Below are 22,108 nucleotides of genomic sequence, written 5' to 3' on the forward strand. Positions count from 1 at the left end.
CAAATCGGCTACTCCGTGGCCGACATCCTCGCCAAGTGCCTCTACGGCCTGATCATCTACCGCATCGCACGCATGAAGTCCTTCTCAGACGATCAGACCTTCGCCGACTCCGAACTATCACTGGAAAACATAACAGGCCTCAAACGATCCACCACCAAATCGTAGGTGGCGCTGGAGCTAACAGCGCCGCCGGTGCAGCCGAAAGTGGGACGTACGCATTCGGTGCCGGCCGCTTGCAGAGCAGCGAACGACTTCCGGCGGAGCACGGCGACAAGCGTTGGTGGTGTCAAGGAATCGCTCACCGTGTCCTCGCGGTGTAGTGGAGAGGACGGGCCTCGCTGACATATCCGGTCACTTCAATAAAACACGGGTAGCAGTCAACGAGAAGATCGTGACCGTGGCACCTGAGGCGTCCGGAGCGGACTCTGCTGTGGCCGACGGCCTGCCGTCGCACCGAAGAAGAGCGACGCACTGCCGATGTTCCGGCCCGGAACGGGGGCTTCGCAGTTGCCTTCATCGGCCTGGGGCGAGGCGTGTGATCATTCATCGTCTCGGTCAGACGCGGCATAACCGCCGGACCCAGCGGGCATAGTGACGGAGGACCCAGCAGCGTGGCAGGCCCGGGCAATGGCAGACGTGGCACTGTGCCAGTCAGCGGTCTCATGATCAAATCGTGCACCGCTGGCTGAAGGCTCCGCTGCTTTCAGGAACGACACGGAATCCTGACAGGGTCCCCGACCTCAAAATCGTTTATTAACACGTGGTCGTACCCGGTGACAACTATGTCCAGCTGGGCAACGAGTCGACCGTCGCTCAAGACCCCGGCCGCAAAACCGGGTGCAGTGTGTCCTTTCATCGAGGCTATTGCCGTGACTTGTCCGCAAACATGGTCTGTGCTGGGGGTGGATTCACCTGGTTACGGGGCGGTCTCGCCGGTGGCGCCGCACCGATCCGTGCCTCCCCGATGGCTGGAGGGTCTCACTGCGCTTGACAGCTGAACCAGCATCTCGTCGCTATATCGAACGGGATCAGGGGTGCGAGATACCCATGGGCTGCTGTGGTCTAAGGAGTCGCAATCAGGCGCGGCATGACGATGTCGGTTCTTGACACATTTCCGGCAGCATGCCACACTCGACCCTAGACCGAATGGTCGATCAACTTATGAATAAATATTTGACTCATTGTGAATAGTTTCAAAGGAGAAACGCATGCACAGGACTAAATTTCGACCGAAAAGTATGATCGCCTCCGCAGCCGCGCTGTCGGCCGCCCTGCTTTTTACCGGCTGCAGCGCGACTGTTGCCCCGGCAGACGCTTCCGGGAACGGCAGCGAGAATGGCAAAACGATTGGGATCGCAGTCGCGGACCAAAAATCACTGTTCTACGTCGCAGCAGTGGACGGAATGAAGCAGGCTGCAGACGAGGCCGGTTATAAGCTCGTCACGCTCTCCGCCAACAACAATTCCGGTCAGCAGGTCAACCAGGTTCAGGATTTGATCACCCAGCAGGTCGATGTGATCATTTTCATCGCCCAGGACGCGACGTCAGCAGCAGCCGGCGTCAAGCTGGCCAATGACGCCGGTATCCCGATCGTTGCCGTCGACCAAAAGCCTGAGTCTGGCAACGGCAAACTTGCGACCTACATCGCGACGGACAGTGTCGCGGCAGCCGAGAAGCTGTGCACCTGGATGTTTGACCAGTTCGGTGGCGCCGGCGACATAGCGATCCTCCAAGGCCCGCTCGGCTCCACCGCGGAGTTGCAGCGCAGCGAAGGCTGCGCGAACGCACTGGCGAACTATCCCGACGTTAAAGTCGTCGCTCAGGAATCAGCCGGTTGGGACGAGACCAAGGCATTCACCGCCGCGCAGAACATCCTGACGGCAAATCCCAACTTGAAGGCAATTTTCGGCGAAAGCGACGCCATGGCTCTGGGCGCAGCTAAGGCTGCACAGCAGGAAGGTCGCACCGGCCTGGTCTTCGTCGGTATCGACGGATTTCCGACGATGTTCACGGCGGTTGCAGACGGACTCACCCAAGCCACGATGGCGCAGCAGCCGTACCTTATGGGGCAACTGTCGGTCCAGGACGCGGTGAAAATTGCCGAGGGAAATGGCGGCGACATTCCCGCACTGCAGTACCAGGACACGGTGCTCGTCACCGGTGAGAACGTCGCTGACAACGATCCCGCGAAGTTCTACGGTCCCGACTTCAAGTAATCGAACAGCTGCCGGTGGGAGACGTGGTAGCCACGTTGGACCGTCTCCCACCGGCCTCTATTCCGATCGCGATGAATGGATGACAGTGGTACAGACACTTGCACAAACAACTCACGACGGCCGGGCAGACGGAGATTCTGCGGGTCTCATTTGCACGGGGCTGTCCAAAAGTTACTGGGGAATTCCCGTACTCAAGGACGTTGACATTACGCTCCGGCCCGGAAACGTTATTGGACTCATCGGCGAGAACGGGGCCGGAAAGTCGACAACGTCGTCGATTATCGCGGGCATAGTTGAAGCCAACGGCGGGTCGATGACCATTGACGGCGTCCCTTACGAACCAGCTCGGCCTTCAGACGCATTAAAAAATGGCGTCGCGCTTATTCACCAAGAGATTCGTATGGTTCCGGAGCTGTCGGTAGCGGAAAACATTTTTATCGGGCGGCTGCCTCGTCGCCGAGGAGTGATCGATCGGAATCGCATCAACGACGAGGCGAGGGAATACCTCGAGCTCGTCGGTTCACAGACTGACCCACGCCGCCCCGTCGCCGGACTTTCCATTGCGGCGCAGCAGGAAATCGAGATTGCACGCGCCCTCTCCCGAGAACCGAAATACATCATTTTCGATGAGCCTTCGGCTTCCCTCGGACAGTCCGAAACGCAACACGTTTTCGCCCAGATCGCAGCGTTGAGACAACGTGGCGTGGGAATCGTGTACATTTCCCATCGCCTCGACGAGATCAAAGAAGTCGCGGACACGATCGTGTGCCTCAGGGATGGCGCGTTGGTGGGAAATTGGCCAGCGAGTGAGATCACGAAAGACGAAATGGTCAAGGCAATGGTTGGCCGCGACTTTGTCTTTTCGCACCGGGCGCCCAAGCCCGCTACCGACGAGATCGCACTATCGGTCACAGGATTGAGCAAAACCGGAGTATTTGAGGGCATCGACTTCGATGTTCGTCGCGGAGAAATATTCGGCTTCGCTGGCCTCGTGGGGGCTGGCCGAACCGAGGTCGTGCGAACCATCGCCGGGGCAGATCAAGCCGACGCCGGAGAGATCAGCGTGCGCGGCGGGGTCGTTCATATCAGAAACCCACGGTCTGGCATCGACGCTGGGATCGCGATGGTTCCCGAGGACCGGAAGGGCCAAGGACTCAACCTGGACCGCACCGGTGCCGAAAACATCACTCTCCCGTGGGAGAAAGAGATGAGCTCAGCCGGAATTATCACGAAGAAGAAGGTGACGGCCACGGCGAACAAGCTGCGCGACTTCCTGGACATCCGCGGACGACTCGACATTCCCGTGGGCTCTCTCTCCGGCGGAAATCAGCAGAAGGTCCTGCTGGCGAAGTGGCTGGTGAACGAACCCAAGGTGCTCATCCTCGACGAGCCCACCAGGGGGGTCGACGTCGGAGCGAAGATGACGATCTACGAGACCATCAGAGCACTAGCCGAAACCGGCGTCGGCGTCATCGTCGTCTCATCAGAACTCGAAGAGGTACTCGGCCTTTCGCACCGCGTGCTCGTGATGTCCGGTGGCCGCCAGCGTGCGATTCTCGACCGTGCGGACGCGACACCGGAAGCAGTCATGGCCCTTGCGCTCAGCAACGTCCCAAGAGAATCCCCACTCGAGTCGCCAATCGACGGCGAAGAAGAGTTCCGAACGCCGATCAGCACGCAGGAGAACTGAATCATGGCCATAGTCGACCGCAACGTCACCCCACCTCGGCCAGACTCTCCGCCCACGCAGAGCGAGATCGCGCCGCGGTCTGCTGCGTCCGGCAACACGAGTCGAGTCCGGCAAATAATGAGCCAGATTCCCGGTCCCCTGATCGGCCTGATCGTTATATTCGTCGCACTCTCATTCCTATCCCCGTACTTCCTGACCCCTCGCAACTTGCTCAACATCCTGAGCCAAGTCTCAGCTGTCGGCGTCATGTCGGTCGGAGCTCTTCTGATCATCCTCCTGGGAGGCATCGACCTGTCGGTTGGCTCCGTACTGGCGCTCAGCTCCATGTCCATGGCCGCGATGTACAAAATGGCCGGGTGGCCTTTCGAAGTCGCGCTGCTCGCGGGCCTTATCGTGGGCGCCCTCGTCGGCCTCATCAACGGCATCCTCACCGCCTACGGCAAACTGCAACCGTTCATCGCGACGCTGGCAACTATGTCGGCAGCGGCTGGCCTCGCGTTGTTCATCACCAACGGCAACCCAATCACGGGGTTCCCCGACTGGTTCATTGCGATCACAGCGACGAGCATTCTTGGCGTTCCTATTGAAGGCGTTATTCTCGTCGCAATATTCGCCACTGCGGCATTCTGGCTCAAGTTCAGGCCGTCGGGCCGTGCGCTCTATGCGATCGGCGGAAACGAGGAGGTGGCTCGCCTATCTGGACTTCCCGTGCGGCGCGCCAAAATTTTGGTCTACACCATCGCCGGATTACTAGCCGCAGTAGCCGGTCTTCTGGTCACATCGCGACTCGACTCCGCTCAGCCCACCGCTGGCGCTGCCGACCTCCTGAACGTTATCGCCGTAGTTGTCATCGGCGGAGCCAGCCTCTCTGGCGGATCGGGCAGCCTCCTTGGCACGTTCGTCGGACTCCTCATCATCGGAGTCCTGAATAACGGAATGTCGCTGCTGAACGTCTCCGCCAACCTCCAGCCCGTGGTTATTGGCGCCGTCATCGCCGCCGCGGTACTTACTGACCGAAAGTCGAGCAGGAGACACACATGAGTGCATTCGCCACGATCACCGATCCCACCGACCTCGACGCGATCCGCGCGGTCATCGCCTCAACACCCGACGCGGTCGAACTGGTGCCACTCGGCATCCGCTCACTGGTGATATCGCCCGAAGCGAGCCTCGGCTTGGTCCCAGCGGTGAAGGGCCTGATAGCCGTTGGATCTACAGGAATGCAACGAGTTGTAGTGCTCGTCGACGAGACGACCATCCTGCGCGACGGCCGCGACCTGAAGCAGCAACTGTGCGAACTCCTTGCCGAGGCGTTCGCGGTCCAGATTGTCGTGCTTGGTCACGCGGGACAGCTGCACGCCAACGAAGACGCGCTCGAAACTGCGACGGCTGCCATTGAAGGATATGACTGCGCCGTGGCGATCGGTAGCGGCACGATTTCGGACATTGGAAAGGTGGCCACCGAACGCCAAGGTGGAATCCCGCTCGTGATCGTGCAGACCGCAGCATCCGTCGACGGCTTTACCGACAACGTCTCGGTGGTCTTGCGCAATGGGGTGAAGCGCACTATCCCGTCCCGGTGGCCCGACGTCGTGCTCGCCGACACGACGACAATCGCAGACGCACCCGTTGCCATGAACACTGCCGGTTTCGGTGAGGTGCTCTCGCTGTACACCGCTCCTGCCGACTGGGAACTCGCCAACCGCCTGGGCTTTGACAATAGTTTTCGGCTGACCCCCCGGGATTTCCTGCTCGAGTTCGCCGGCGACCCCGCCACCTGGGCAGACGGTCTCGCCAATGGTGCGCCCGGAGCCGTGCTGGACCTCACCCGGATGCTCGCCATCCGCGGAATGGGCACAGGGATTGCGGGTACCACGGCCTGCCTCTCCGGTGTTGAGCACGTCGTTTCGCACATGCTCGACATGTACGCCGCCGCCCACAACCTGCCGACCGGCCTCCACGGAGCCCAGGTTGGCGTTGCAACTCAGGTCGCGTCCGCAGCGTGGGACCTACTGCGCCGCCGGGTCGCCGAGGGTGAGTTCACCCTACGTTTCCCCGCAGCGAGCGACCTTGAACAGCACGTGAAGCGAGCGTTCGATGTGTGCGACGAGACCGGCGGTCGCGGTGAGGAATGCTGGTCCGATTACGCCCGCAAGATCAAGGCGTGGAACGCCGACCCCGAGCGTATGAAGGGCCTCGTCGCCAACGCGATTTCCGATGGTGTCGCTATCGCTGCCGCCGTCCCCACGCCCGCGTCATTATCGGCCGGTCTGCTCGCCGCGGGCTCACCCACCACCCCGGGCGACCTTGTCGAATGGGTCACCCCGGATATCTGGCGGTGGGCTGTCGCGAACTGTCTTTTCATGCGCGACCGGTTCACGGTCATCGACCTGCTCTTCCTCCTTGGTTGGTGGACGCCGGCCGACGTGGACGTGGTGATTGAGCAGGCCTTTCAGACGGAGAGTGAGCCGACGTCATGAGCGATGATCGCGTGGTCATCGCGGTGGACTGCTCAACCACCGGCGCGAAAGCGAGTGTCTGGAACGCGAATGGCACCGAGGTTGCCAGTGGGCGGGCCGAGCTCGACTTGAGTATCCCCGCGCCGGGGCGCGGTGAACAAGATCCGCGCCAATGGTGGACAGCTATGCAAAGCGCGGTGCGCAGTGCCGTCGAGGGCCTCGACGTCAGCCGTGTTGTCTCCCTGACCGTAACCCACCAGCGCGAGAGTTTCGTATGCCTCGACGTCGACGGCGAAGCCGTGCGACCCGCGATGCTCTGGCTCGATTCCAGGGCCGGTGAGCAGGTGGACCAGTTTGGTTCGGCTGATGTGCACGACCGCACAGGGAAGCCGCCGAACACGACCGTTTCGTACTATAAATTGCTGTGGCTGGCCGAGCATGAACCCGAGGTTTTGCGCCGAACGGCGCACATCGTCGAGGTGCACGGCTATCTGGTGCACCGCATGACCGACCTCTGGGCAACCTCGACCGCGAGCATGGACCCCACCGGCCTCGTCGACATTCGAACCGGCGACTACGATGCAGCTGTCCTGACGCACCTCGGTCTCGACCGTTCTCAACTGTGCGCCCTGCACTCTCCCGGAGACGTCATCGGGGGTCTCACGATCGATGCCGCCGAGCTTCTTGGCCTGCTCCCTGGCACGCTCATCGTCGCGGGAGCCGGTGACGGACAGTGCGCCGGCCTCGGGGCGGGGGTCGCGGCACCGGGACGGGCGTACCTCAATATCGGCACGGGCTTGATCTCCGGCACCTACTCCTCTCACTATCAGCCCGACAGGGCGTATCGGGCGATGATGGGTACCATTCCAGGGAGCTTCGCGTACGAAACCTTCGTAGGGGCCGGCACGTACATGATTTCCTGGTTCATCGATACGTTCACTCACTCCTCGGAGAAGTCTCGCGGCGGGGTCGAGGCGGCCATGGAGTCCGAAGCCTCGGTGGTGCCCAGGGGCAGTGACGGCCTGTATGTTGTCCCCTACTGGAACGGAGCGCTCACGCCCTACTGGGACCATGAGGCCCGCGGAATCATTGTGGGGCTGCAGGGTGTGCACCGTCGTGCCCACATCTACCGTGCCGTGCTCGAGGGCGTTGCCTTCGAACTGCGGCTGAGCCAGGACCAGGTCGAGCAGGCCACGGGGGACACCGTGGAAGAATTCGTCGCCATGGGTGGCGGGTCGCAATGCCCGCTCTGGTGCCAGATAATCGCGGACGTTCTGCGCCGGCCCGTTGTATTGTCGCGCCAGAGGGAAACAACCTGTCTCGGCGCCGGTATGCTCGCAGCCTTCGGGGCGGGACTTTTTCCCAGCATTCGCCACGCCGCCGAGGCCATGAGTGCCACCGATTTCCGATATGAACCCGACCCGAAAGCGGCCGACGACTACGAAGCGCTTTATCGCCGATACGCGGCGATCTACCCCGCGTTCCGCTCCTTTTTCCACGACCGGATCGAAGTGATGGCGTGAGTGAAACGACAGCGACCAGCCTCGGCCTGCCAGCGGCGCCGACGGGGGGCACCGCACTGCGGGCGCTGCCCAAACGGGTCTACGACGCCTACCTGTTCGACCTGGACGGCACCATTTATCTGGGCGAGGAGCTTCTTCCAGGAGCGCTTCAGCTCCTGGCGCACCTCCGCGAGACGCAACGTCGGGTGGTGTTCCTCTCGAACAACCCAACGCTCGACCGGGCAATGTACGTATCCAAACTCACGAAACTCGGCATTCAGGTTGCACCCGAGGAGGTTGTCAACTCCGTGGTGAGCATGGTCGCCTGGCTCAGTCGCGAACACCCCGGTAAAACGGTTTACCCGATCGCTGAACAACCGCTGATTACGGCGCTGCGGGATGCGGGCATCCCTACGTCGTCCAACCCCGACGAGATAGAGATCGTCTTGGCGAGCTATGACCGAGGGTTCGACTATTCCAAGCTTCAAATAGCATTCGACGCTTTGTGGAAGCGGGATGCGATCCTGGTGGCGACCAACCTTGATCGCTATTGCCCGTTTCCTGGTGGCCGCGGCGAGCCTGACGCGGCGGCGATTGTCGCGGCGATCGAGGCGTGCACCGGTGTGTCCTGCGTCGCCAACGCCGGAAAGCCCAGCGTGATCATGCTTGAAACGGTGATGGCAACCCTGGGGCTACGGCCTGAGCAATGCCTCATGACGGGCGATCGGCTCTACACGGACGTGAAAATGGCCGTGGATGCCCGGATGGACTCCGCGCTCGTTCTCACCGGAGACGCCGACCTCGACTCGGTGGCGCGCACCGCTGCAGCGGACCAGCCCACCTACATTCTTGACCGAGTGGACCATGTCATTCCAGCGGCTGTACGGCATCAACTCGGTTGGTCTGATGTCCCATCGGATTCGCTTGCAGTGGGACACAGAAGTGCGTAGCATAGAGTTTCATAACGCGAATGAATATTCACTCGCGAACGCAGACGAAGACGTCGAGAGAAAGGCGGTTCCCAATGGCCGAACTGGCACGCGATACCCTGCGTGAAATGCAGCTGCGAATGTTGAGAATCCGCGCGTTCGATGAGCGTGCATCCAAGATGGTGAAACGAGGCCACATTCCCGGCACTGTTCACACCAGCATCGGGCAAGAAGCGCAGGTTGTCGGCGCCACCATGGCCCTTGGCGCCGGTGATTACATGAGTGGAAACCACCGCAGCCATGGCCACCCCATCGGAAAAGGCTCACCGCTCGGCCCGCTCATGGCTGAGCTTGTAGGCAAGGCGACGGGCGTCTGCAAAGGCAAGGGCGGCTCGCTGCACCTTGCTGACTTCGCGGTGGGAAGCCTCGGCGAGTCCGGCATCGTGGGGTCGTCGATCCCGATCGCCAATGGAGCAGCCCTCTCGTCGAAGGTGCTGAACAACGGCAAAGTAGCGCTCGCGTTCTTCGGCGATGGAGCCGCCAATCAGGGCGTCCTCTACGAGTCGATGAACATGGCCGGCGTGTGGGACCTCCCGATGATCTTCCTGTGCGAAAACAACCAGTACGCGCTGAGCACCCCGGCTCACACCGTGACATCGGGCATCATTTCCGAACGTGCCGCTGGATTCGGGATGCCCGGAATCAGAGTTGAAGAAGGACAAGACGTTCTGGCTGTTTACGACGCGGTCTCCAAAGCGGTAGCACGGGCGCGCGCCGGGGACGGCCCCACACTGGTGGAGGTCATGACCTACCGGTACAACGAACACTCCGAAGGGCTGAGACTTGGTACGGACTACCGAAACGCCGAAGAGCGCGACGCCTGGTTGAAAAAAGATCCGATCATGCTCTTTCGCCACTATCTGGCATCCCACGGATTCTCTGACGATGAACTCGATGGCCTCCAAGCTACTGCGCTCGCCGAGGTCGACGCGGCTGTCGCATTCTCGGACGCGAGTCCCTACCCCGATCTTTCGGTCGCCTTTGACGACCTCTACACCGACAAGGAGTCCGCAGCATGACTGTGATGAGCTATCTGGGTGCTATCGGCGCAGCCCAGCGCGAAGCCATGGACGCCGACGAGCGCGTCATAATCATCGGCGAAGACGTCGAAGCCAATGTCTATGGCACGACCGGCGGCGGCAAATCCCGCAGCGACAAGGGTGATTTTTTGCAGCGCTACGGCAAGAACCGCATTCGCAACACCCCGATCTCCGAGGAGGGCATTGTCGGCGCGGCCGCTGGTGCTGCGATGACCGGGCTGCGCCCGATAGTCGACCTCTCCTACTCGAGCTTCCTCTACATGGCCATGGACCAGTTCGTGAACCAGGTGGCGAAAAACCGGTACATGTTCGGCGGCCAGGCCTCGATGCCCGTGGTCTTCCGCTCCGCCATGTTCTATGGACTGAACACCGGCGCGCATCACTCGGACCGTCCGTATCCGATGTTCATGAACGTCCCCGGACTGAAAATAATTGCCCCCGCCACGCCCTCGGACGCAAAAGGGCTTCTCCGCTCCGCGGTCGATTCCGACGACCCAATCCTCAGCTTCGAGGCCTGCCTCCTGTGGAGCGCGAAGGAGGACGTAGACGAGAACGAGTTTTGGGTGCCGCTGGGCGTCGCACGCACGGCGCGGGTAGGAACGGATGTCACCGTCGTAGCTATCTCGAGCTCAGTGCCGGAGGCCGTGGCTGCAGCGGAAGAACTCGCAAAGGAAGGCGTGTCCGTCGAGGTCATTGATCCACGGACGCTCGTTCCACTCGACCGTGATGCCATTTTGCGGTCGGTGGCGAAGACGGGTCGATTGGTCGTTGCCGAGCCGGCGCACCGCACCTGCGGTGCAGCGGCGGAGATCAGTGCGCTCGTCGCGGAAGAAATCTTTGATTCGCTTAAAGCCCCGATCATTCGTGTAACGGCACCGGACATGCAAATTCCCTTTAGTCCCTCGCTCGAAAAGCAGATGTATCCGACGAAGGTCACCATTGCGGCCGCCATCCGGCGCGTCGTCGACCTGCCGGCGCTTCAGCCGGTCGCAGCCGCAGTTTAATTACGAAAGAGGATCAAATGGCGCGTATAGATGTGTTGCTTCCCCAGTGGGGAATGGGAATGAGTGAAGGGGCAATCGTCGAGTGGCTCAAGAAGGTGGGCGACCACGTCGATGAAGACGAACCCCTGGCGGAGGTTGAGGCGGAGAAGGTTGAGGAAACCCTCGAGTCACCCGCCACGGGAACCCTGGTGGAGATCTTGGTCGAGGAAGGTGCCTCAGTCGAGGTCCGCACCATTCTTGCTGTGATCGAAACCGACTAAACGCGAGCGTAGACGAAAACAACGAAGGAGGAGGAGCCATGAGCGCATCTTTAGTGAACGCCGGCGACACCCGCGCACCCTATGACCTCATCGTCGTGGGTGCCGGTATAAATGGACTCGGCATAGCGCGCGACGCTGCCGCGCGTGGCTTGCGAACCATCGTCATCGACCAGGAAGATATTTGCAGTGGTGTGTCCGCGTGGTCGGGGCGACTCATTCACGGTGGCCTCCGATACCTGGAGCATAAGGACTTCGCCCTGGTGCGCGAATCCCTGAAGGAGCGCGAGCGCCTCTTCAAGCTCGCTCCGCACCTCGTGAAGCCTGTGCCGCTTCTCATGCCTTTCTACGCCCGCAACAAGCGGCCGTCGTGGTTGATCCGCCTCGGCATGATCGCCTACGACGTACTCTCGTGGGACAAGAAGCAACCTAATCACAGCATTCTGACGAAGCGCGCGGTGCTGTCCCGCTTCACCGGGATGGAGCCTGCCGGACTCACAGGTTCCGCGGTCTTCATCGACGGGCAGGTTGAATATGCTGAGCGCCTCTGTGTTGAACTCGCGGTGGCAGCAAAGAGTGACGGGGCCGACATCGTCACCCACTCCCGAGTCGATGGGCTCCTGAAGTCCGATTCGCGAGTGACCGGCGTCGAGTACACCGATTCGATCACCGGAGAACGTCATTCCGTGCGCGGACGCGTGGTCATGAACGCCGCTGGCCCGTGGGTCGACCGCCTGCTGGCTGATTTTGGGGGAGTCAGTTCACCCCGATTCATCGGCGGCTCCAAAGGCAGCCATATCGTCGTGGCTCCCTTCCCCGGGGCTCCTCGTGACGTCGTGTACTACGAGTCGCAGGCGGATGGCCGTCTGGTCCTCGTCATACCGTGGATGGACAGATACCTCATCGGGTGCACCGACAACCTCTACGACGAGGAGCCGGACTCTGCTCGCGCAGAACAGTCGGAAATCGACTACCTGCTCAACGAGGTCAACACTCTCGTGCCGGGCGCAAAACTCAGCACCGACGACGTTCTGTACACCTATAGCGGCGTTCGACCATTGCCCTACGCGCCCGGTGTGCCCGAATGGAAGATTCCGCGCAGCCACATCATCCACGACCACGCTAAAGACGGCGTCGAAGGCCTCTTCTCCGTTATCGGGGGCAAGCTCACGACGTTCCGGCAGCTCTCAGAGGACGCCGTCGACTTGGCGCTTCGCAGCCTGGGCGCCAAAAAGGTCAAAACAATCACTTTGACGAGCCCACTTCCTGGTGCTCGAGTCGCGAACTATGAGACGTTCTCGAAGGCGTTCATTGCGAACGGTGCTCTGCCACCATTAGTGGCGAAGCGCCTCCTCGCTCTGTACGGAGTGCGGGCAGCGAACATAGTGGCTCTCGTGAGTAACGACGCCAGTCTTGCTGAGATCGTCGACGAGAAGTCGGGGGCTCTGGCCGCTGAAGTGGTCTTCGCCATCAATGAAGAATTTGCGCGAACTCTCACAGACGTTATGGCGAGACGTCTTCTGCTGGCGTTTGAACCGGATCACGGCATTGAGGGTGCCGAGCGGATCGCGACGATCATGGCGGCCATCAACGGCTGGGATGAAAACCGTATCCAGAATGAGATCGACGGCTACGTTGAGTGGCTCGGCCACCTAGCCGTCCCCGGCCGACCCACAGCGCAAATTCCGGGTCGTACGACATCCGGTGCACGTGAAAGTGGGTTGACCGTCGGCGACGTCGGCGTCCACGCCGGCCGGGCAGACCTATGACAGGCCGCTATGTCCTCGCGCTCGACGAAGGGTCGAGCAGCGCGAGGGCGGTACTCGTCGATACGGACGGGCGGATCGTCGCCGAGGCATCAAATTCGCTCACGCCCCTTTTTCCCAACCACGGCTGGGTTGAACTTGACCCGGCCCAGCTGTGGACTGCGATGCGGGCAGCGATCGACGAGGTAATGGACCGGTCGGGGTTGACGGCGCGCGATATCGCAACGGTCGGGGTGACAACTCACCGGGAGACCTGTCTGATCTGGAACCGATCCACCTCCATCCCCGTACACAATGCGATCATGTGGTCTTCCCACCAGACCGATGAGATCGTGCAGCGCTGGTCCGACATGGGACTCGACGCCGAGATCCGCACGCGCACCGGCCTCCGGAACGACTCGTTTTTCTCAGCCCCCAAACTGGCCTGGTTCATCGAGAATGTCCCGGGGCTCAAAGCGCTTGCAGGCACAGGCGCCTACGCTGCCGGAACGGTCGACACCTGGCTTGTCTGGAACCTCACCGGCGGGCGTGAGCACGTCACCGATGCGACATCGGCGTCGCGAACGGCATTGCTCAACATCGACCAACTCGTGTGGGACGACCGACTGTGCGACGTGTACGGAATCCCTCAGGAGCTGCTCCCCGAGGTGCGTGCTTCCAATTCGCACTTCGGCTACCTTGACCCCAGCATTCTGCCCGGCGGCGCCGGCCATCACATACCCATCCACGCGATCATCGCTGATCAACAGGCCGGGCTCTTTGGGCAGGGATGCTTCGACGAGGGTTCAGTCAAGAACACGTTTGGAACCGCTGGCGTGCTCGTCGCCAACGTCGGAAGCAGCCCGCTGCTCCTGGCCGGAATGACTACCAGCGTGGCGATGAACATTCCTGGACTCACCAGCTACGAAGTCGAAGGGGTGGTATTCCACAGCGGGCAGACGCTTCATTGGCTGCGTGACAAGATGCGGGCAGTTGGATCCATAGCGGAGATGGAGCGCATCGCAGAACGGGTCACGGATACCCAGGGCGTGTACTTTGTTCCGGCGTTCGCCGGCCTCTGCGACCCTTACTGGGACAAAGACGTCCGCGCATCAATTTTTGGGTTGACCCTTGACACGGGCATCGACCAAATTGTTCGCGCGGCGCTCGAAGCCATGGCATACCAGACGCGCGACAACCTTGATGCTTTGCGCGCCGGCGGTATGAACGTGATGTCGCTGAAGGTAGATGGAAAAGCGGTCTGCAACAACTTCCTGTGCCAGTTCCAAGCAGACATCCTCGGCATGCCCGTCGTTCGGCCGGAGGGCCTCGAACGCACCGCTCTCGGAGTTGCCTATATTGCCGGAGCGGAGGTGGGTCTTTGGAACGCGCAAGATCTCGTGCGCGAAACGTGGCGCGCGGAGCGAGTATTCGAGCCCCGTATGAGCAGCGATCGTCGCGACCAGCTCTACGGCGGTTGGCAGGCCGCCGTGCGATCCGCGCGCATGATGCCGCCGGCACCACCTCACCCGACTAACGGGACGGTCCCAGATTCCGTCCCGATACTGGCCGCACACTGACGTGCTGGTCCAACAACAGAATCAATCGAGAGGATCATGATGACCACGAAGACAGCCGAAAACTACGTTGCCCGCGCCCGAGCAGGCGGCTATGCAGTAGGTGGTTTCAATATGCACAACCCTGAGACCACGCAAGCACTGATCGAAGCGTCAATTCGCGCTCAATCACCAGTGTTCCTGCAGGTTGGGCGGGCGATCGTTCCTCACATGGGCCTCGAGGCCGCCTACCGCATGACCCGTCGTGAACTTGACGGCAGGGGAGCGGATGCGGTTGTCCACCTCGACCACGGAACGTACGACGAGGTGTTCGAAGCGCTGCGTCTCGGATTTGACTCGATCATGTTCGACGGCTCGCACTTGCCATTCGAAGAAAACTTGAAAACTACCCGCTACGTCGTTCAGGTCGCCCATTCATTCGGCGTTCCAGTGGAAGCCGAACTGGGCAGCATTCCCGATGCATCCAACGGGATCGACTGGTCGGCTCACTACACTAACGTCGACGAAGCCGAAAGATTCGTCGCGGAAACCGGTGTCGACTTCCTGGCGATCTCGGCAGGTGTGATGCACGGCATCACTTCCGGTGACCCCCTGCCCCTGGACATCGAACGAATCCAGCGCATTCGGGATGTCACGGGCGTTCCTCTCGTTCTGCACGGAGCGTCGGGAGTACCGGAGTCGGATATCAGCGCCGCGATCGCGGCTGGTGTGCACAAGCTGAACGCCGATACCGATCTGCGCCATGCCTTTCGCCGCGGAATTGAAGAGATCTGGGCCCAGGGTGACCGCCAGCTCGAAGATGCCATGTCTGAAGGAAAGCGCCAGATGATCGTCGCGACGATCGCAAAGATGCGCGAGTACGGGTGTGCCGGCGCCTCGACGACCGCCGTCTTGACCGAAGCGCGGGCGTGATGACGCAACCACTGGATCTCGACGAGGGTCAGCGCACCGAGCTGAAGGGTATGCGTCGAACCGCGGCGCGGCGCATGGTCACGGCGTGGGAAGCGCCGGTGTTCCACCTCACGGTGGAGGTCGACATGACGGAGGCATCGCGTGCCAAGGTCGTCGTGCCGGGGGCGACAGTGACGGACGTGCTTGTTCGCGCAACCGCGCATGCGCTGACCGTTGTGCCGGCGGTGAACGTCCACGTCGACGGCGAAGCGGTCGTATCTTTCCCCCGAGCTCACGTCGGTATAGCGGTCGCCACAGATAAGGGTCTGACAGTACCGATTATCCACAACGCCGATCAGTTGGATCTTGAAGAGATCGCTCAGCGCAGGCGCGACATCGTCGGCCGTGCACGTTCCGGCGGACTGGGACGCGACGACATCACTGGAGGGACGTTCACGATTTCGAATCTCGGCATGCTCGGGGTGACCCGCTTCGATGCCATCGTGAATGCGCCCCAAGCCGCGATCCTGGCGGTTGGAGCCACGATTCGCCGAAATGTCTGGACTGAGGATGGCGGGGGGTGGCGGCCGATCGCCGAACTGACCCTGACGTCGGATCACCGTGCCCTGGATGGCGCGGTTGCGGCCGAGTTCCTCGCGGCGTTAAAGGCGAAACTGGAAGCGCCGCTCTAACAGAGTGCATGCGGTGACGGCGGCGGCGGCTCGCGGTGCGGGCCGCCGCTCACCTGCGATTACTCCCGCAGGAGTCGCTCTGCCGTTTCCATATCCGTGATCAGGGTGTCGATCCAGTGACCGCGCAGGGCCGCGCGCACAGCCTCGTACTTCGACCTTCCACCAGCGACGGCAAATCGTCCGCCCTTGGCGGGAAGCTGGGCCAGGGTCACGCCGATCACAAGGGAGTCAAGCTCGCTCTCGATCGGGATTCCTTCCGCGTCGATGAACCTGAGGTTGATCTGTCCAACGGCGCCGAGCGACTTTGCCATTTCGAATTGTTCTACTGTGAAAAAGTTGCCGCCCGGCTCCAACGGTGCGTCGATACTACAGGTACCAATACCGACAAGGGCCACGTCCAACTCATCTAACGCCGCGATCGCTTCGCGGGTGTGTGCGTCGTAGCTAATCATTGCTTCACGCACTTCCGCAGAAGAGAGAACCCCCGGAGCGCGGATGAACAGGGGAGTCCCACCGATCAGGTCGGCAAAGCGCTGCGTGGAACGGGTGGAATCATGCTGCAGCTGTGGCGGGCCGACGTCCCCGAGCATCTCGACGATGCGAGTGGCGTCGGACTTCTTTTTCGACGGTTCAAGGGTAGCCACGAGTGAACGCAGTGACCGGCTCCACGAAGTAAAGCCAATAGTTTTCCCCGATAATTGCATTGCCGAGAGGATGAGCGCGGCGGCCTCGCCGAGGTCGCGATTGATGCCGGCCTCGTCGTTCGGATCCAGCGCCTCCACGACGTGAACCTGGGACAACCCATAGCGCCCCTGAAGATCTTCTTCGATCTCTGCGTGCAGGCCCTCCGGGATGACAACAATCGTTCGCACGATTTTCGCTTGCTCGGCGGCCTGCAGTAGCCGGGAAACGCGGGCTTGCGATATGCCCAGGTTCGCCGCGATCTCGATCTGGCGGATGCCGTGCGTGTAATACATACGCGCCACCTTCGTCATGAAGCGGCGCGGTTCAGAATCAGCAGCCAAGGCTTTTCCTTTCGCTAAGATACTTGAGTGTATCAAGATTCGTCAATTGCAAGAATATCCAGCACGATCTAGGCTATTTCTGGAAGCGATAAATTTGAATCAATGCGTGAGGAGGCCGACGGATGGCGATCCCACGGCGTGTTGGCCCGTGTCGAATTCGTCCAGCCCTGCATCCTGGGCGCGACAGCAACCAGGACGGCACCCGCACCTCGTGGCGTGCAGACAGAACTGCCAGCTGATCAGTCAAGCGAACGGTCTCCTGTCCATGAATACAGAAAATAGGTCTCGCACGTCATGACCGATGCGAAACAGCTGCCCGCTCGCATACCGGAATTATCACTGGGTCGGGTCGGCACCACAGCGCAAGATGACATCGACGAGAGCTTGCGTGTGCTCCGCGGCATGCAGGAAGACCTCAACGATCATGCTCGGATCAGGGCTTACCGCCCTGTTCCCACCGTGGCGTTCAGCCGGCGTGAGAGCTTGATGCCAGAATTCGCCGCCGCGTCGGCAGCGGCTCGTGAGCACGGCTTTGACCCGGTGATTCGCCTCGCGGGAGGACGGGCGGTGGCGTATGACCAGACCTGCCTCGTCATCGATCTCATGGCACCGCTGGCGCTCTTCAATAATCACATTGCGGCCTTTGATGCCGGCGCTGCCTCTTTTCGGGACGTACTGATGGACCTGGGCATCGACGCACGAATAGGGCAAGTCGCCGGCGAATACTGTGCGGGTATCCATAGCGTAAACGCGCGGGGGCAAGTGAAGATCGTGGGAATCGCTCAGCGCGCCATGCGCCGAGCCCGGCTTCTTACCGCTTGCATCGTGCTTGAGACACCCGGGCGACTGAGTCCAGTCGTGGACGCGGTTTACAGCGCCATGAAACTTGACTGGTCGCCAGAGAGCCTGGGAAGCGTGCGCGACGAGGGGGTGCAAGGGTCACCCGACGAAATCGTGCACGCGCTTGTGACGGGGCTCCAACAACGACACGCCGCATGGGCGCTGCCGCAGACAACCCCCGTTCGAGGTGCGCTTGCGTGAGTAGCCCCTCAACCGTCGCAGACGACTCCGCCGGATGCTCGCCATTCATCGTGGTCTTGACCGGCACAGTAGTTCCGTCGGACGCGGATCAGCGGATGTTGTACAGCGCTCTCGCCTCGTCCGCGGTCGCTATGGGCCGGCCGACCTCCCGAGCGATCTCCTGGGCCTGCTGAAGCAGTTCAAGATTTGTCGGGTTGCGGGCCGGATCATAGAATAGCTCCAGGCCGGTCTTGATGTGACCCCCGAGCTCGATCGCCCTGCGCAGAATTGCGGTGTCATCGAGTGCCCCCTGACCCCAGATCGAGATGTACCACGGGTGCTTCACCTTCGCTTCCTCGATCATCCAGAGGTAGTAGTACAAGCTCTCAAGACTCGGCTTCATTCCGTTCGTCCCGATAGGATCCGTGGCGGTGAGGCCGTAGTCTCCGATGAGGTAGAAATCCCACATGGAGCCGGGCGTGGAGAGCCCGTTGTTGACGTAGTGCATGGCGTGGCGAAGGTGCCCGGGTTCGTAGACGCCGAAGACCATGGGGGTGTTGTGCTCACGCAGCATCTTGATTTGGCTGCCGACGCGCTCGTAGTTGAACCCGAATTCGGGGCCGGCGAGGTAGCCCTCGGCGTCCGCTTGCGTAGCGAAGAGCGTGAGTCCGGTGTCGACACAGGCGATCCGAACGTTTGCCTTCTCGATGAGAAAGGGTACGTGCTGGAGCCCGTTCTCGTCGCCCTTGAGACGAAGATTGTTACAGGTGGTGGGGTACCACGTTATGTCAGGGTGCTTTTGCAGTACCTTGTCCCACGTGCGCATGTAATCCTTGTACGCGTCTTCGCCCATGAGATCAAAACTGGTGTTGTGGGCGTGGATCGCGCCGGCGCCGGCCTCCCAGCAGCGTATCGCGTCTTCGGCAATCTCCTCGTAAGAAATGGGGGTGTTCGGGTTCATTTCTTTGGTACGGATCCCATTGATGTGAGACTCAATGATGACCGGGTAATCCCAGTTCGGCTTCATATCTGCGTACTTGTCGAGGGCAGTGCCCATGATCCACTTCGCTTTCTCGTGAAGACTGCATCGGCAGCGATCCGACGCATCGGCAAGACCCGACGACGGCATTTGATCCCTGTCCGCAGACTCTAGCGCAGGTTCTGGGCCCCAATTTCACGCATTCGACAGAGTCTCGAAGCGAGGCAACCGCAGAGCGCCACACGCGGATTTGAGCAAATTGACACATTTCGTTGACACGCAGACCCGGTCAAGATATACACTGAATATGTACGCACAGGTTGAATATACAACGCAGCGCTGATGCGACACGGAACAAGGAGGTTCTACATTGTCGAATTCGTTTGAGGTCCGTCCGTATGAGATCCGCATCCCCGACGCAGATCTTGACGACATGATGGAGCGGCTGAAGCGGACACGGTTTCCCCAGGACTTCGGGAACGAAGATTGGCGCTACGGCTACAACACCGAGTATCACCGCACCCTTATCGACTACTGGATCAACGAGTACGACTGGCGCGCCGTGGAGCGCCAGATGAACGAACTCCCACACTTCACAGTGGATGTGATGGGCGTTCCCCTTCACTTCATTCACGTGCGTGGCAAAGGGAAGAACCCGATGCCGCTGCTGCTCCACCACGGTTGGCCCTGGACGTTCTGGGACGTGCGCAAGATCATCGAGCCTCTGACAGACCCGGTGAAGTACGGCGGCAAGGAATCCGACTCGTTCGACGTGATTCTCATCTCACTGCCCGGTTATGGGTTCTCGTCACCGCTGACCGAGACGGGGTGGAACTTCTGGAAGACCGCCGATCTCGAAAACGTGCTCATGAAACAGATTCTTGGGTACGACCGCTACGCTACGGCGGGGGGCGACTGGGGAGCGCTGATCGCCCAACAGCACGGTCACAAGTACGAATCAGACGTCATCGGGGTCTACACGCACTTTCCGGCGCAGATGTCGCATTATCTCGCGGAACATCCCGACCAGCCGGAAGGCGTCAGGTACGACTCTGCTCTGGGACTACCGGCGGCGAGCGAGTACTCCGCGGACGAAGCCGGGTGGTTTGATCGCGGCAAGCTGTTCGTCGAGAATGAAAGCGGCTACGGGGAACTCCAATTGACGAAGCCCCAGACACTCGCGGCGCTCGTCGCCGACTCCCCGGCAGCACAGCTAGCGTGGATCACCGAGAAGCGGTACTTTTGGGGACTCGCGGAACGTGGCAGCGGCACTGCGGCATTCGAGAATGTCTGGCCAAAAGATGACTTGATCACGACCGCCGCGGTGTACTTTCTTACCGGAACGGGCGGGACCTCTTCCCGGTACTACTGGGAGTGCCGCGGAAATCCCTGGACGCCGAGTCACAGCCGCTTCCCCGTTGTGGGAGCGCCGACTGCGGTCTCGATCTACCCGGGAGAAATTTACAAGCCTCCGAAAACCTGGACGGAAAAGTATTTCAACCTCAAGCAGTACCGGGTCCACGGCAGCGGTGGACACTTTGCTCCTCTGGAGGAACCGGATATCTACGTAACTGACGTTCGGGATTTTTTCCGAACTTTGCGCTGACGCACGATCTCCCGGCGCCACATCGTAACGAATCGGTCACGTGTGGGCTGACCGGTGAAAACCGCTTGCGCACACGCGTAAGTACCCTTATCCTCACAGTGAATCAAAATTTATTTATTGAATAAAAATGCAAGCAACTTGAATTCAAGCCTTACCCACGACAAAGGAGTCAAAGATGTCTCTCAGAAACAAACGCGGTGCGCTCCGACTCGCCGCCTTCGCGGCTGTCGCTGCGCTCGCACTCGCCGGATGCACGTCGACCGCGGGTGGAACCGCCACCGGTTCCTCCGGGCCGATCGCCAAAGAGGATCTCGTCCTCGTGGCATCCGTCATTAATACTACCAACCCCTACTTCATTGCCAACATTGAAGGGGCGAAGGCTCTCTCCAAAAAGCTTGACATCCCGCTCGAAATCATCGACTCGCAGGGCTCGTCGCAGACTGAAATCTCAAAGATCCAAGCGATTTTGGCGCAGGGCAAGAAGGTCGTCATGTTCGTCAACACCGTGGCGAGCTCGGACGCTCCGACGATCGTGGACGCGGTGAAGCGTGCCGGCGGCTACGTATCAATTTGGTGGAACAAGCCAGATAACTTCGAACCCTGGGATTCGGGCGACAACTTTGTGGCCTTCCAGAAGCACCCCGGTGTGGACTCAGGCCGCTGCAACGCTCAGGCGCTCGGCGATGCGCTCGGCGGCAAGGGTAACGTCATCATGTTCCCCGGCGTGCAAGACAGCACGACCAGCCAGACTCGTGTCGCCGGCTTCGAGGCTGAAATGCGTGAAAATTACCCCGATATTAAGATCCTCGAGAACCAGCCCTCGAACTGGGACCCGCAGCTCGCCAACCAGAATGCAAAGGATCTGATCGCCAAGTACGGAGATCAGATCAATGGCGTTTGGAGCGCCGATGACGGCATGCAGCTCGGCGCGATCCAGGCCTTCGACGACGCGGGTTTGCTGGAAAAGACGAAGTTCGCCTCCGATGGCCTGTACCCCGACACGGTGAAGATGATGGAGGAGGGCTACGGCAACAACGCTATTGTCGGTGAAACCTTCCACCGCGGCTACATGGCCTCCGCCATCGGCCTGTACACGGCCTACCTGGCCGCGACCGGAGAGATCGTTCCGTCCGAACTGCCGAAGGAAAAGCGCACGAGCTTCTTTGACATCAAGTGCGTGACGCCCGACACCCTTGGCGAGTACCTCAAGTACGACACTCCCACGGCGGCAGCCGATTTCGTCGACCAGCTCGTTGAGAAGGGCCCGTGGGACACCGAGCCGGCGACCCTCACCGGCGGCGGTGGACCCGAAGTCCTGCCCACGCCGTAATAGCATCACGGCCAGTCTGTTCCCGGCCCTCGTCTATTCGATGAGGGCCGGGAACAGGCGCATCACCACTATGCGATCGGTTTCTG

General features: G+C 60.8%; 18 protein-coding genes. 16 read left to right on the top strand and 2 right to left on the bottom strand.

Features of this window, described 5'->3' with window-relative positions; genetic code table 11:
- Nucleotides 1–1,238 precede the first annotated feature (1,238 nt).
- The 13 genes from E3T50_RS15040 (at nucleotide 1,239) to E3T50_RS15100 (ending at nucleotide 16,062) form a co-directional block, all read left to right on the top strand.
- Nucleotides 1,239–2,216, top strand: a complete 978-nt coding sequence (locus tag E3T50_RS15040; protein ID WP_134459519.1) for a substrate-binding domain-containing protein — start codon at nucleotides 1,239–1,241, stop codon at nucleotides 2,214–2,216.
- Nucleotides 2,217–2,295: 79 nt separating this feature from the next.
- Complete coding sequence (locus E3T50_RS15045) at nucleotides 2,296–3,906, top strand: sugar ABC transporter ATP-binding protein (RefSeq protein ID WP_134553105.1); 1,611 nt, start codon at nucleotides 2,296–2,298, stop codon at nucleotides 3,904–3,906.
- A gap of 117 nt (nucleotides 3,907–4,023) precedes the next feature.
- Nucleotides 4,024–4,947 (top strand): ABC transporter permease, encoded by a 924-nt coding sequence (locus E3T50_RS15050; RefSeq protein ID WP_241990963.1) that lies wholly within the window; start codon nucleotides 4,024–4,026, stop codon nucleotides 4,945–4,947.
- Nucleotides 4,944–6,386 carry an iron-containing alcohol dehydrogenase gene (locus E3T50_RS15055; protein WP_134553109.1) on the top strand — a complete coding sequence of 481 codons (1,443 nt, stop codon included), beginning with the start codon at nucleotides 4,944–4,946 and terminating at the stop codon, nucleotides 6,384–6,386. Before E3T50_RS15050 ends, E3T50_RS15055 begins: the two co-directional genes overlap by 4 nt.
- Nucleotides 6,383–7,888, top strand: coding sequence for a xylulokinase (locus E3T50_RS15060; protein WP_134553111.1), 1,506 nt, complete (start codon nucleotides 6,383–6,385; stop codon nucleotides 7,886–7,888). The genes E3T50_RS15055 and E3T50_RS15060 overlap by 4 nt, the downstream gene beginning before the upstream one ends.
- Nucleotides 7,885–8,817 carry an HAD-IIA family hydrolase gene (locus E3T50_RS15065; protein ID WP_198412045.1) on the top strand — a complete coding sequence of 311 codons (933 nt, stop codon included), beginning with the start codon at nucleotides 7,885–7,887 and terminating at the stop codon, nucleotides 8,815–8,817. The genes E3T50_RS15060 and E3T50_RS15065 overlap by 4 nt, the downstream gene beginning before the upstream one ends.
- A 74-nt stretch (nucleotides 8,818–8,891) precedes the next feature.
- Nucleotides 8,892–9,875: a thiamine pyrophosphate-dependent dehydrogenase E1 component subunit alpha gene (locus E3T50_RS15070; RefSeq protein ID WP_198418002.1), complete on the top strand. Its 984-nt coding sequence runs from the start codon at nucleotides 8,892–8,894 to the stop codon at nucleotides 9,873–9,875.
- Nucleotides 9,872–10,900, top strand: coding sequence for an alpha-ketoacid dehydrogenase subunit beta (locus E3T50_RS15075; RefSeq protein WP_134553113.1), 1,029 nt, complete (start codon nucleotides 9,872–9,874; stop codon nucleotides 10,898–10,900). The genes E3T50_RS15070 and E3T50_RS15075 overlap by 4 nt, the downstream gene beginning before the upstream one ends.
- Before the next feature lie 17 nt (nucleotides 10,901–10,917).
- Nucleotides 10,918–11,160 carry a biotin/lipoyl-containing protein gene (locus E3T50_RS15080; RefSeq protein WP_092341282.1) on the top strand — a complete coding sequence of 81 codons (243 nt, stop codon included), beginning with the start codon at nucleotides 10,918–10,920 and terminating at the stop codon, nucleotides 11,158–11,160.
- A gap of 38 nt (nucleotides 11,161–11,198) precedes the next feature.
- Nucleotides 11,199–12,926 carry a glycerol-3-phosphate dehydrogenase gene (gene glpD / locus E3T50_RS15085; RefSeq protein WP_134553115.1) on the top strand — a complete coding sequence of 576 codons (1,728 nt, stop codon included), beginning with the start codon at nucleotides 11,199–11,201 and terminating at the stop codon, nucleotides 12,924–12,926.
- Nucleotides 12,923–14,482, top strand: a complete 1,560-nt coding sequence (locus tag E3T50_RS15090) for an FGGY family carbohydrate kinase (RefSeq protein WP_134553117.1) — start codon at nucleotides 12,923–12,925, stop codon at nucleotides 14,480–14,482. The genes glpD and E3T50_RS15090 overlap by 4 nt, the downstream gene beginning before the upstream one ends.
- A gap of 39 nt (nucleotides 14,483–14,521) precedes the next feature.
- Nucleotides 14,522–15,391 carry a class II fructose-bisphosphate aldolase gene (locus E3T50_RS15095; protein ID WP_134553163.1) on the top strand — a complete coding sequence of 290 codons (870 nt, stop codon included), beginning with the start codon at nucleotides 14,522–14,524 and terminating at the stop codon, nucleotides 15,389–15,391.
- Nucleotides 15,343–16,062 (top strand): 2-oxo acid dehydrogenase subunit E2, encoded by a 720-nt coding sequence (locus E3T50_RS15100; RefSeq protein ID WP_198418003.1) that lies wholly within the window; start codon nucleotides 15,343–15,345, stop codon nucleotides 16,060–16,062. Before E3T50_RS15095 ends, E3T50_RS15100 begins: the two co-directional genes overlap by 49 nt.
- A 59-nt stretch (nucleotides 16,063–16,121) precedes the next feature.
- On the opposite strand, the gene E3T50_RS15105 is transcribed toward E3T50_RS15100, so the two are convergent.
- A complete protein-coding gene (locus E3T50_RS15105; protein WP_134553119.1) occupies nucleotides 16,122–17,087 on the bottom strand; it encodes a sugar-binding transcriptional regulator in 966 nt (321 codons plus the stop codon).
- Between the two features lie 402 nt (nucleotides 17,088–17,489).
- Between E3T50_RS15105 and E3T50_RS15110 the strand changes: the two genes are divergently transcribed.
- Nucleotides 17,490–18,128: a lipoyl protein ligase domain-containing protein gene (locus E3T50_RS15110; protein WP_134553121.1), complete on the top strand. Its 639-nt coding sequence runs from the start codon at nucleotides 17,490–17,492 to the stop codon at nucleotides 18,126–18,128.
- A gap of 88 nt (nucleotides 18,129–18,216) precedes the next feature.
- Here E3T50_RS15110 and E3T50_RS15115 read toward each other — a convergent pair whose 3' ends face one another.
- A complete protein-coding gene (locus E3T50_RS15115) occupies nucleotides 18,217–19,164 on the bottom strand; it encodes a beta-keto acid cleavage family enzyme (RefSeq protein ID WP_166784322.1) in 948 nt (315 codons plus the stop codon).
- 292 nt (nucleotides 19,165–19,456) lie between these two features.
- Here E3T50_RS15115 and E3T50_RS15120 point away from each other — a divergent pair, with 292 nt between their 5' ends.
- Complete coding sequence (locus E3T50_RS15120; RefSeq protein WP_255454297.1) at nucleotides 19,457–20,692, top strand: epoxide hydrolase family protein; 1,236 nt, start codon at nucleotides 19,457–19,459, stop codon at nucleotides 20,690–20,692.
- 175 nt (nucleotides 20,693–20,867) lie between these two features.
- Nucleotides 20,868–22,022, top strand: a complete 1,155-nt coding sequence (locus E3T50_RS15125) for a sugar ABC transporter substrate-binding protein (protein ID WP_134553127.1) — start codon at nucleotides 20,868–20,870, stop codon at nucleotides 22,020–22,022.
- Nucleotides 22,023–22,108 lie beyond the last annotated feature (86 nt).

The sequence above is a fragment of the Cryobacterium gelidum genome (assembly GCF_004403985.1).
In the GTDB taxonomy this organism is placed as follows: domain Bacteria; phylum Actinomycetota; class Actinomycetes; order Actinomycetales; family Microbacteriaceae; genus Cryobacterium; species Cryobacterium gelidum.

What these genes read in the sequence shown, in the direction of transcription:
- E3T50_RS15050 (WP_241990963.1), top strand. Translation starts at nt 4,024, where the DNA reads ATGAGCCAGATTCCCGGTCCCCTGATCGGCCTGATCGTTATATTCGTC.
- E3T50_RS15115 (WP_166784322.1), bottom strand. Translation starts at nt 19,164, where the DNA reads ATGGGCACTGCCCTCGACAAGTACGCAGATATGAAGCCGAACTGGGAT.
- E3T50_RS15040 (WP_134459519.1), top strand. Translation starts at nt 1,239, where the DNA reads ATGATCGCCTCCGCAGCCGCGCTGTCGGCCGCCCTGCTTTTTACCGGC.
- E3T50_RS15070 (WP_198418002.1), top strand. Translation starts at nt 8,892, where the DNA reads ATGGCCGAACTGGCACGCGATACCCTGCGTGAAATGCAGCTGCGAATG.
- E3T50_RS15055 (WP_134553109.1), top strand. Translation starts at nt 4,944, where the DNA reads ATGAGTGCATTCGCCACGATCACCGATCCCACCGACCTCGACGCGATC.
- E3T50_RS15080 (WP_092341282.1), top strand. Translation starts at nt 10,918, where the DNA reads ATGGCGCGTATAGATGTGTTGCTTCCCCAGTGGGGAATGGGAATGAGT.
- glpD (WP_134553115.1), top strand. Translation starts at nt 11,199, where the DNA reads ATGAGCGCATCTTTAGTGAACGCCGGCGACACCCGCGCACCCTATGAC.
- E3T50_RS15075 (WP_134553113.1), top strand. Translation starts at nt 9,872, where the DNA reads ATGACTGTGATGAGCTATCTGGGTGCTATCGGCGCAGCCCAGCGCGAA.
- E3T50_RS15090 (WP_134553117.1), top strand. Translation starts at nt 12,923, where the DNA reads ATGACAGGCCGCTATGTCCTCGCGCTCGACGAAGGGTCGAGCAGCGCG.
- E3T50_RS15110 (WP_134553121.1), top strand. Translation starts at nt 17,490, where the DNA reads ATGCAGGAAGACCTCAACGATCATGCTCGGATCAGGGCTTACCGCCCT.
- E3T50_RS15045 (WP_134553105.1), top strand. Translation starts at nt 2,296, where the DNA reads ATGACAGTGGTACAGACACTTGCACAAACAACTCACGACGGCCGGGCA.
- E3T50_RS15095 (WP_134553163.1), top strand. Translation starts at nt 14,522, where the DNA reads ATGACCACGAAGACAGCCGAAAACTACGTTGCCCGCGCCCGAGCAGGC.
- E3T50_RS15060 (WP_134553111.1), top strand. Translation starts at nt 6,383, where the DNA reads ATGAGCGATGATCGCGTGGTCATCGCGGTGGACTGCTCAACCACCGGC.
- E3T50_RS15125 (WP_134553127.1), top strand. Translation starts at nt 20,868, where the DNA reads ATGTCTCTCAGAAACAAACGCGGTGCGCTCCGACTCGCCGCCTTCGCG.